This window comes from Nostoc sp. NMS2, from assembly GCF_017115105.1.
GTDB lineage: Bacteria > Cyanobacteriota > Cyanobacteriia > Cyanobacteriales > Nostocaceae > Nostoc.
In genome coordinates this window covers 1-9,704 of the sequence record NZ_JABXKH010000032.1, presented here as the reverse complement: position 1 = coordinate 9,704, position 9,704 = coordinate 1, and the positions used below count along the sequence as shown (strand labels likewise).

9 protein-coding genes and 1 pseudogene are annotated in these 9,704 nt (G+C 36.6%); 2 read left to right on the top strand and 8 right to left on the bottom strand.

All coding sequences use genetic code 11. From position 1 onward, the window contains the following. Nucleotides 1–106: 106 nt before the first annotated feature. The 8 genes and pseudogenes from HWQ36_RS03465 to HWQ36_RS03430 all read right to left on the bottom strand — a co-directional run. Nucleotides 107–343, bottom strand: a pseudogene (locus HWQ36_RS03465) (RAMP superfamily CRISPR-associated protein); the annotation flags it as partial. A gap of 7 nt (nt 344–350) precedes the next feature. After that, nucleotides 351–1,511: a putative CRISPR-associated protein gene (locus HWQ36_RS03460; protein WP_292698114.1), complete on the bottom strand. Its 1,161-nt coding sequence runs from the start codon at nt 1,509–1,511 to the stop codon at nt 351–353. A 19-nt stretch (nt 1,512–1,530) separates the two neighbouring features. Next, nucleotides 1,531–1,947 (bottom strand): hypothetical protein, encoded by a 417-nt coding sequence (locus HWQ36_RS03455; RefSeq protein WP_292698112.1) that lies wholly within the window; start codon nt 1,945–1,947, stop codon nt 1,531–1,533. Next, entirely contained in the window at nt 1,944–3,221 is a 1,278-nt protein-coding gene (csx10, locus tag HWQ36_RS03450) for a CRISPR-associated RAMP protein Csx10 (RefSeq protein WP_292698110.1), read from the bottom strand. The genes HWQ36_RS03455 and csx10 overlap by 4 nt, the downstream gene beginning before the upstream one ends. Next, nucleotides 3,218–3,967: an RAMP superfamily CRISPR-associated protein gene (locus HWQ36_RS03445; protein WP_292698108.1), complete on the bottom strand. Its 750-nt coding sequence runs from the start codon at nt 3,965–3,967 to the stop codon at nt 3,218–3,220. Before HWQ36_RS03445 ends, csx10 begins: the two co-directional genes overlap by 4 nt. Next, nucleotides 3,964–6,246, bottom strand: coding sequence for a type III-B CRISPR-associated protein Cas10/Cmr2 (cas10, locus tag HWQ36_RS03440; protein WP_292698105.1), 2,283 nt, complete (start codon nt 6,244–6,246; stop codon nt 3,964–3,966). The genes HWQ36_RS03445 and cas10 overlap by 4 nt, the downstream gene beginning before the upstream one ends. A 12-nt stretch (nt 6,247–6,258) precedes the next feature. Next, complete coding sequence (locus HWQ36_RS03435; protein ID WP_292698103.1) at nt 6,259–7,170, bottom strand: CRISPR-associated protein Csx3; 912 nt, start codon at nt 7,168–7,170, stop codon at nt 6,259–6,261. Nucleotides 7,171–7,214: 44 nt separating this feature from the next. After that, nucleotides 7,215–7,520, bottom strand: a complete 306-nt coding sequence (locus tag HWQ36_RS03430) for a CRISPR-associated protein Csx3 (RefSeq protein ID WP_292698101.1) — start codon at nt 7,518–7,520, stop codon at nt 7,215–7,217. Between the two features lie 102 nt (nt 7,521–7,622). Here HWQ36_RS03430 and HWQ36_RS03425 point away from each other — a divergent pair, with 102 nt between their 5' ends. Further along, entirely contained in the window at nt 7,623–8,993 is a 1,371-nt protein-coding gene (locus tag HWQ36_RS03425; RefSeq protein ID WP_292698116.1) for a TIGR03985 family CRISPR-associated protein, read from the top strand. Between the two features lie 7 nt (nt 8,994–9,000). Continuing rightward, on the top strand, nt 9,001–9,579 hold the full coding sequence (locus HWQ36_RS03420) for an HD domain-containing protein (protein WP_292698099.1): 579 nt from the start codon (nt 9,001–9,003) through the stop codon (nt 9,577–9,579). Nucleotides 9,580–9,704 lie beyond the last annotated feature (125 nt).

Below are 9,704 nucleotides of genomic sequence, written 5' to 3'. Positions count from 1 at the left end.
GAATTAAATCTTACCCTACCTCGGATGGTGTCACTTTGTTTCCAACAAAGATTGCTGATCAGGCAAGTCCTCTTGTCAATAGGCTTTGAGACGCGCTAACCCTGTCTTCAATAGCAGGATTGGCTGCTAAATTAAGATTAATACCTCTGAGGAAACTTTCTAGGCGCGATCGCATTGCACCTTTAAAGCTAGAACCTGGTATTAATGGATGACCTAAAGCATCTTTTATTACGGGTAAATCTGAACCAATTGGTTCACTTGAACGTCCAGCACTGATGCGTAATGCTGTGATTGTGGTGAGTTTACCTATGATTTCTAAGCGATTTTTAAAAGTGTCGAACATAAAATATTTAGGGGTTGTCATTGACATAATCATGCTCTCCATAGTGGCGTAGATATAAATTACCATCCTTAGTAATACAACTCACACGCCAGCCAGTGTTTTTAATATAAAAATGATCAATTTGATTTTTTCTCACTCCTCCTTCACATTTTTGTCCACCTTCATATCTAGTGAAATGTAGGCGAGAGTCGAAACGAGTAGTATTTCCATTAAACTTAATCATAGAAGCAGAAACTTCAGTTAATACTTCATGTAGATCAAACTTATTTTGTTCACTTACATTATTTTTTTGATAATCTTTTATAAAAGACTTATCCTCATAAATTAAACGAGGAAAACCTACTGGTACATCGCCTGTAAAAAAGTTCCTTTTACATCTATTCCAGAGCAAATGCCCCCAGTTATTAAGCGTTGCTTCATCTCCAGCTTTGGATAATAAACTATCTGGTACATTTTCAAGTTCTGACACTTTAATATAAATATCTACAGATTTTGATGCCATAAGAGCAAACTGTGCAGGCTTAATTGCAGAATAATCAATGTGAATTGGCAATCTAGGTATTGTAATAAACTCTAAATTCCCTTCAAAGATGTATATAATTTCAGCACCATATAGCATCCCGATTGTGTTTACATAACCTTGCAGCGCTTTAAAACCACCCACAAGATTAAAATAAATTTTATGACTATCTTTATATGCTAAAAAAGTTGCATCCCACCATTCTAAAAGCTCATCAATTCCATACGAAAACCTTTCAGTACTTAATGTGGATAATTTTTTAGGTGATTGAATATAAGCTGTAATTCCTTCCTTATCTAAAAAATCTTTAACTATCTGTGCTGTGATTTGTCCTTGATAAGTATCTGTAGCAATCAGCCAATGTATATCTGATTTTCCTTGTTCAAGGTTTCCATCATATAAGCCATAGATACCATTAAGTTCAGCACTGGCATCTCTAATTTGTTTAGTATTCTTAGCCTTATAAAGGCTATTGTCTGCTCTAATTTTCAAATCTATAATAGTTTTTTTAGCCTTATCCTTTATTTCTTCCTCTCTATCATTTGCTGTTTCTTGTATATGTGTAAAGTACTCTTCAGAATCAGTGTAGACATCAATTTGATTGGTTAATAAACTTGTGCCTACAGTAGAAACTACAAGCCTGGGCATATTGCACTCCTTTAATAATTTAAACTTCGCCTTTATTTTTGTAAACCAAATAGCGAGCGCCATATCCTAAATAACGGCGAATTAGCTCTATCCAGATAGAATTTAATTCATCAGCATCAGAATTTGTCCTAATTTCTTTAGCTAAGATTTTAATTTTGTCATCCATATCATTAATAATTTTATGAGCAAGAGAATTTTTACCTCTGCCCCATTTTTTATCCCTTCCAACTTGATATAGTAAAAAATTTTTAATTACTTCCACACTTGCAGTAGTATCTGCAACACGAACTAAATTACGGAATTGAGACTCTTCTAATTGTTCGTAAGAAGTTTTATCATTTAATGCAGTTTGAATAGCTTTGACTAATTCATCTTCAGCTTGACGAATTCCTTGCTGAATTTTCAGTTGCTTTTGTTGTTCTGAAAAATCTGTCATACAGCCTCCTCTCTAAATACAAGATGAAAATCATTACAAATTTCTACTTGACCAAAACCTTCACAAGTACGTTCTCCTACACCTTTGAACTCTAAATTAGCCAAAGCGGTATACCAAATATCTGGCTGTGTAGTGCTAAACAAATAAACTGCACCTTTATTTGTTATTAATTCTACATCTTTCATTAATCCCCAAGCTACATTCCAGCCTGAACGATAATCATAACTACTATAAGCAACTTCAAGATTTAATGAATGATCTTCAATATCTGCAAATTGCTTTAACATCTGTTCAGAAATCACCGTGGTACTTTGCCATTTTTCAGTCAAAATTGCATCAGATTGTAAATCCAAAGCAAAGTAAGTAAGGTTAGATAATTCCTCAATCGGATTACCAAAAATTGACCATTTTTGCCAACGTTCCCACAGTTTAGCGTTAAATAACTCTATTCTACCTTGGATATTGTTTTGAATTTCTGCCAATTTAGCATGAATTTCTACCTTTCCTAAGCCTCGTGAAATTGAACCACCAAAGCGAAAGTGTTTAGAATTTTCGTTAAGAAACTTATGCAAGTTTTCTGGTAACTCTTCTAAATTATCTGGAACTAAAATAGATGACCTAAAAAATATAGGATTATCAGTTTTTAGTTCTGATTCATTTAGAACTTCAATAGTGTACAGGATTTCTTCTTCAGAAGTAGCCTTTCTGCGATTAATACCGACTCTTGTTAAGAGGCGTTTACTAACTGAAGCATTGTAATACATCCCATCTACTTTGCTATAAGAGCCGCTATATGGTTCAACTCTCCCTCCATCTAGTGGACAATTAGGATCATAGGGTAAACTATAATGTTCAGCGCAAAAACGGTCAATTAAACTATCAAAAACACCTTTATATTCAGTTGAAGCTTTCCCATTTCTATTTCTGCAAAAACCTGGTTTAGTTTTGGAACTTAAAGCAGTAGCAGGTAAAAATTTTATTTCTTCTATCCTGTTTTGAGGAAAGATTCTACCGTGTCCAGCTTTTACATTTGCAGGATAAGCATTTTGGAAAATCGCAGGTTGATCAGTCAAAAACAAAGCCTGAAAATCACCACCATCTTTACTTAAATTTGCAAACTGTTGGTTCGATTGTTTTAAAATTTCACTTGCGATCGCCCCACGAATTACACTACCAGGAATATAATCTTCACATTCACTTATAGAACCGCCTGGTTTTTGTCGAGAAATCGCTAAAGGAGATAATGCCTTAATTTCTAATTCAATACGTTTCACTTTATTTCTCCTTTTGCTAAAAACTGTAAAACTCCATCAATATCAACATTTTTTAATCCATTTTGTAATTCTTGCAATTCCCAATGCAGCCAACCTAAACCAGCCGACTTACTTCCACCCAAGGCATAAATTTGTCGTAAACCTGCCAAAATTAATACTTTTGTATAATCAGGTCTTTCAGGTGTGAGACTTACTTGAATATGTATCTCTCCTTGAAACTGAAGTTTTGCATTCACAGGTGAAGTTTCTAGAAAATAAAGTTTTTTCTCTTCTGCAATACGGCGACGGCGATTAATTGTGACACCAGGACGTAAAACTTCTGGTAAATTTTCTGGTTCTTCTCTACAAACTAAATCATCAAAAATTACCCGTGAAGGTAAAATTGGATCGCCAAAAACTTGACTAATTAAACAGTGGTATGTATGTTCATATCCTGGAACTTTGTATTCATCTCGTTGAAATTTAGCAGGTGCATTATCTCTACGAATAACCATTTTTCCTGCATTGGGAGATTCAGAAATTTCCCACTTTAAACCTCGCAGCAACTTTTCGCATTCATGGCGCACTCTACCTTTAATCTGTGAACCAGGAATTAGTAATTTACGTTCTGAGTTACGGACAATTGGTTTATCTGCTAAAGAACCAGAAGAACCTCCTGCACCTACAGATAACGCTGAATCAATTACAGCAGTAATTTTGTAAGTATCTACTGTGTTAGAGTTGGATAAATCTTGAAGTTTTATCATGGTGCAGTCTCCATAGATGATAGTTGTGGAGATTCCGTATCTGAAAAATCTATTAAATCGTATAAATCTACCATTTCTCGCCAGATAGTTTCATACATTTTTCCTTGAATATCGTACATCCAAGGTGGTATGTAACCTTCATTAGTTTTTGCCTGACACCATATATTTTCAAAATCGGTTTTAAGTGCTGATTGTCCTTTTTTAAGTCGATGACGAAAATAGTAATAATTTAAACTTGCTGTTCGTTTCCCTCGTTCTAAAAAACTCCTAACTTGATAGAGTTGTGATTTGGGAAATTCAGCTTTTCGCAATGCGTGAATAGATTTCAAAAATTTATCTAATTCTGCTAGTGTATAAGGTGCAGCGTACAGCTTCAGTTTTACGCCTCTATTCTCAATAGTTAAAGCTTGTTGACGAAATTCTTCGATGCTTGATGAAATCATAATGACTGATTTCATAGTCAAAAAATCTACTGTACCACCATAATAGCCATTTTCTTTTAAGGTTTTAGCAGATTTTTTAGCAGATTTCATCAACTGGTTTGTTAAATCTTCTGCATAGTAAATAGGTGTATTGTAAGCAGTAATCAATACACCGCTAGACATACTCAATTTACATTGGTCATGTTCTGATATTTCTTCATCACACCGATGGAATTTTTTAGAGTCAGCTAGATTATTTTCTACTTGATATTTGCCTTTTATTTTTACGCCTGATATTGTGACTGTCTTCAAAAGGATCTCTTCAAATTGCTCACCAATCATCTTAGCAATTTGTAAAGCTCTATCTGCTGGTACTATCAATAAAATGTCATCACCGCCAATCGTAATGATTTCAAACGGATGAATTAAATCACCATCTTGAATCTTTGATTCTGGTTCACTGATACCTTTGATTTCACGAGGATGCAGATTGTATGCCAAAGCTTGATAAACAGCATATTTTGTTGCATTTTCTACATCTTGGCTAAATTCTTGATATTCTTCGGGAGTGCGGATGTTTTGAATAAAACCACCCATGTTATTACCATCTGCATATATGTAAGCAACATAGCCATTACTTACTTTGCCCAATTGAGTTAAGGATTGAGGAATTTTAATTTCTTTTGTATAGTTATTATTTCCGTAATATTTCTTAGACTGTTTTGTGTTTTTTCTCAAAAAATCATCAAATTTATCCAGCCAACTTTCAATCATTCCAGCTTCCCATTTTAGTCCGATATCTTGATACCATTTAGGTGTTTCAGAAATACCAGTCTTTGCTCTATCGCCTATTCTTCGTTTACGAATTAAAGTTTCAGAGAGATAAGGTTGTCCCGTTAGTTGATTTATATGAGCAATAGCAGAATGTTTATCGCCTTCATCTCTTCTCAGGTAAAGATGAGTTTCAAATATTGGAGGATAGCAATGAGTGGGACGATTTGGAATTTTATTGCCACTGCGACGCTGATTAAAACGAATTGCTAATTTTGTGGTTAGTTCATTAAAACTTTTATGCTTTTCAAATGTATCTTGAATTTTTGTTAAATCATCAACTTTTCCAAAACACGCCTCAACAATACTATTTTTATATTCTTTTTGATATTTTTCTAGCCAAAATATTTCTGCAATATTATCTTTAAGCAAACCCAAGCGAATTTCTAAGAGTCTAAAAGTTTCTCCAACTGCACAAGAATTAGCCGTTAAGGTTTCTTTGGTATAAACTTTTTCTATAGCATTAGCTATATCATCTACAAAAGCCGCAGGACAGAAAGCAAGGATATTGCCACCAGTTGAGTAAATAATAAGTTCAGGAATTAAAGCATCTGATAAATTCGGGTTATTAGAAAAATTTTCATTCAGCCATCTTCTAACTTCCCCACATTGAATATTATAGTTGTGTCGTGATTCTGGAATTACATTAAAAAAAGCAGGTAAGTCAACTAAGTTAATTCTATCTAAGAGTCCAGAAGCGCCCCGAATATCTGGCAATTTAGATTCTTCAAAAACATATTGTTTAATTTTGGTTGCACCACCATAAATTAAGCCAATCTTTGATTTCCAAAGAATCGGATACTGTTTAGTTAAGTTTTCTAATTCGTCAACAGTTTGGGGAAATGGTAAATTATCTAATTGGTTTACTGCATCAACTAACTCCTGAAATTCCTCTGAAACTTGTTCCCCAATTTTTAATGCTTGGTGCATCTTTTGTAAGACTGGCAAATCATATTTAGGTTTTCGCTCATCACCCCAAGCCAAACACCAAGCGATCGCTACACTAACAGAACTCATCTTTTCCATTTTTACTTTACCTCAATTTAAACCCACCAAAACCCGCGCTAATGCTTGCACCATCGGACGATTAGAAATATTCTCCCCACGCTGTAACCGATGAACGCTTCCTCTCAGAATCGGCGTTTCTTCCGAGATTGCGTCACTTACACCTTCATAATCACTGGAAATAATTGCCACTACTTGCAAACCTAAAGACTGACAAAATCCTTGCCAAGGTGCAATCTCACACTCATCCTTTACCAAAATTACCGCATGAGTCGCTTGGGACATAATCAAGCGATTTTCCTCAGATATTTTCCCACCTACATCAAATATAAATATTGGTGTATTGATACCCTTGACTTCCTGCGCTTTCAGTTGTGCAAACTCTGACGTAAATCTAGCCTTGTATTCAGCTTTTAACTTTTTCGCCAAATCCAAATCGCGCCGTGCAGTTTCCCCATACCAAGAACCATCACCATCTGGACAACCAGAGATGAAATAAGACTCTGGTGCATTGGAAATCTGCAATAGTGCCTGTTTTAAACCATCTCGAAAGCAAGTCTTTCCTGTATTCGCAAACCCACACAGCACAACTTTGATACTTGAATGTTGCTGCGATCGCACTATATCTAACGTATCCCCTACTATATATCTTGGGTGTTTGCTGATGGTAATCACATACCTATCCAGTCCTCTATCGCCAATCTTCGGGTCAAAAACAGCGATCGCATCATACAATTTAGATAATTTATCAGCTAATACCTGACTAACCAGTACTGATGTGCGTCCATTAATTTTAATCAGGGAACCACCAAAAAGTTCACCCGAAGCAATCATTGCATCCAACTGCACCGCTACATCTCGCACAATCTGGTCGCCTGTAGCAAGTGTTGCACTAAACCCAACTTTTAAAACATCGCCTTCCAAACTTATGTGATACGTTGTCATAAAATTTTTTGCTAGCTACACCCATCTCCTCCATCAGTCAAATATCAATCTATTAAGTCTCCTAGTTTATACGATGGATTGTGTGTGATAGAAATGACATATTTACCTAACTTGGGATCGTAAAAAGCAACAGCACCATATATATGAGCAAGCTTATGTGCTAGAACAAACGCTACAGGGATAGAAATAGGCCCATTAATCTTTAGAAGTGGCCCTCCCGCCAGTTCTCCTGATGTTGCCATTTCCTCCAATCGAGCTGCGGCATCGCGCACAATCTGGTCATTTTGAGCCGGTTCACCAAAATTTATCCGTAAAATTCCCTCTTTTAGGTCGATTTTGTAAGAACTCATTAACTTTAGATTTATGTGATGCGTACATCATACACGTACTTGGAAGAAGTGTCTTCCAAGATGTTGTATCTTGGTATTATTATTTTTATCGAGACTCGGCTGGTGTCTGAACTAGTTTTTCAAGATATTCCTGACATAGAACTATTACAGTGCTTAGGACACGGATATCTCAAGCAAAATCTGATACGAGCAATTCGCTTGTGGGTGTGGCTGCAATCGCTTTACGGTGACAATCAAGACCGTGTGGTTTTAGACGATTCTTTTTCTTACGCAGATTGGCGAAACGCATTCTTTAGTCCTACACATCCCAAAGGAGAAAAAATTCCTGCCATACATGACTCTCATTGTCCTTGTGCTAAAACCACAGCCCAATGGTTATTCAGCGAAAAAACAGGAATAGTTGCTAGCCAATGGCGAAAATTAATCCTTGCTCACACAGGCATGAGTGAATCTGAACTGGATACTTTATTGCAACGGCGCTTATTTGGCGTAACTCGTCGTTCTCTACAGGGTGATTTGGAAATTCTGGCTAAACTCGGCTGGCTTGTATACAAATATCAAAAATACTACCGAGTGTCTGAGTTCCCACTACGCCCCGTAACTACCAAAGATGAGGCAAGTGCAGCTAAAGTCGGTGCTTATGAATTGAGTTTCATGCATGAAGATTTGGTGGGGTTTGCAGAAAATCACTCCCAAAAAATCAATGGAGTACAACGTTTCTTTTTAAAGCTCGATTATGTGATTCCTCGTAGCACCTTAGATGCAGTTGATGATTGGCAATACGAGTTAAGACAACTTTGGGCTAAAACTCCAGTTCCACCCATCAAACTCACTTATGGTAGTGCCAGACTTGCTAATAACGTTGATTGTATCGTTTATCCAGTATGTATCTACTATGTACAGAGGGCAGTTTATCTCTGTGCTTATGGCGAAAGCCCTCAAAAAAATACTAACTGGTATAATTTTCGTCTTGACCGGATTCGGAATTTGGTTGCTCTAGAGTGGACAGACCCAAAACTACTCTCAAACCTACAACAGCAATATCAACAGAAGTCTTTACCAAACCCCGATGATATTGCTTTGCAAATGTCTAAAGCATGGGGATTTGATTTCTACTTGCCTTCCCAACTGATGTTACTCCGATTTGACCGCCAGTTCTGCGATCGCTACGTTAAAGGTACTGAACGCCACGATACTTTTGAAGAAATTACCTATCAGCAAGTACAACGTTTAATTCAACGTGAAATTAAACAACCTCAACAGCAAGATTTATTAAAAGTCCTTGCCAAACGTTCGGAAACAGACGCTTACTATCAAGCACGTATCCGATATCAAGATAACGAACACAGAGATAACAATCTATTCATGCGTTTACGAGCATGGCAGCCAAAAGTTGAAGTTTTAACACCTTGGGATTTACGACAAAGCTTTGCTGCTGATGCCGCTACTCAATTTATGCTTTATCAAAATTGACACAACTATGAATTCATTAAAACTGACTCAACGATTTGAATCCGCTTTAGTCTACGCAACTCGTCTTCATGCTCATCAAACACGCAAAATTAGCGGTGTTCCTTACATTTCACATTTGTTAAGTGTAACGGCTTTAGTTTTAGAAGCTGGCGGAACGGAAGAAGAAGCGATCGCTGCTCTTTTGCATGATGTAGTCGAAGACCAAGGTGGCAAACCCATTCGTGAGGACATCCGTCAACTCTTTGGTGAAACAGTTTTGGCTATTATCGATGGCTGTACTGAGTGGGACACACCTCCTAAACCTCCCTGGCAAGAACGTAAACTGCAATATTTAGAAAAACTGCGCTATGCTTTACCTTCTGTACGCTTGGTTTCTTTGGCTGACAAACTGCATAATTCCAGATCGCTTTTAGCTGATTGGCAACAACATGGAGATGTTATCTGGACTAATTTTAGTGCCGGTCGAGAAAAAACTTTGTGGTTTTACCAATCATTAGTTCAGGTTTACCAACAGACCGGATCTGATTGGATGACACAGGAAATCGAAAGAGTTGTTAATCAATTGTGCCAGGAAACCCCTGCTTAATCTTTAGATTTTTAATCCCCCTTGCGGGGTAATTGGTTCTGGAAACTCAAAGCATCACCATAATGGTATCGACCACAGTCTTATAATTTTTAAAAAGTGGTAATGCTTTTTTGAATACTGCTTGT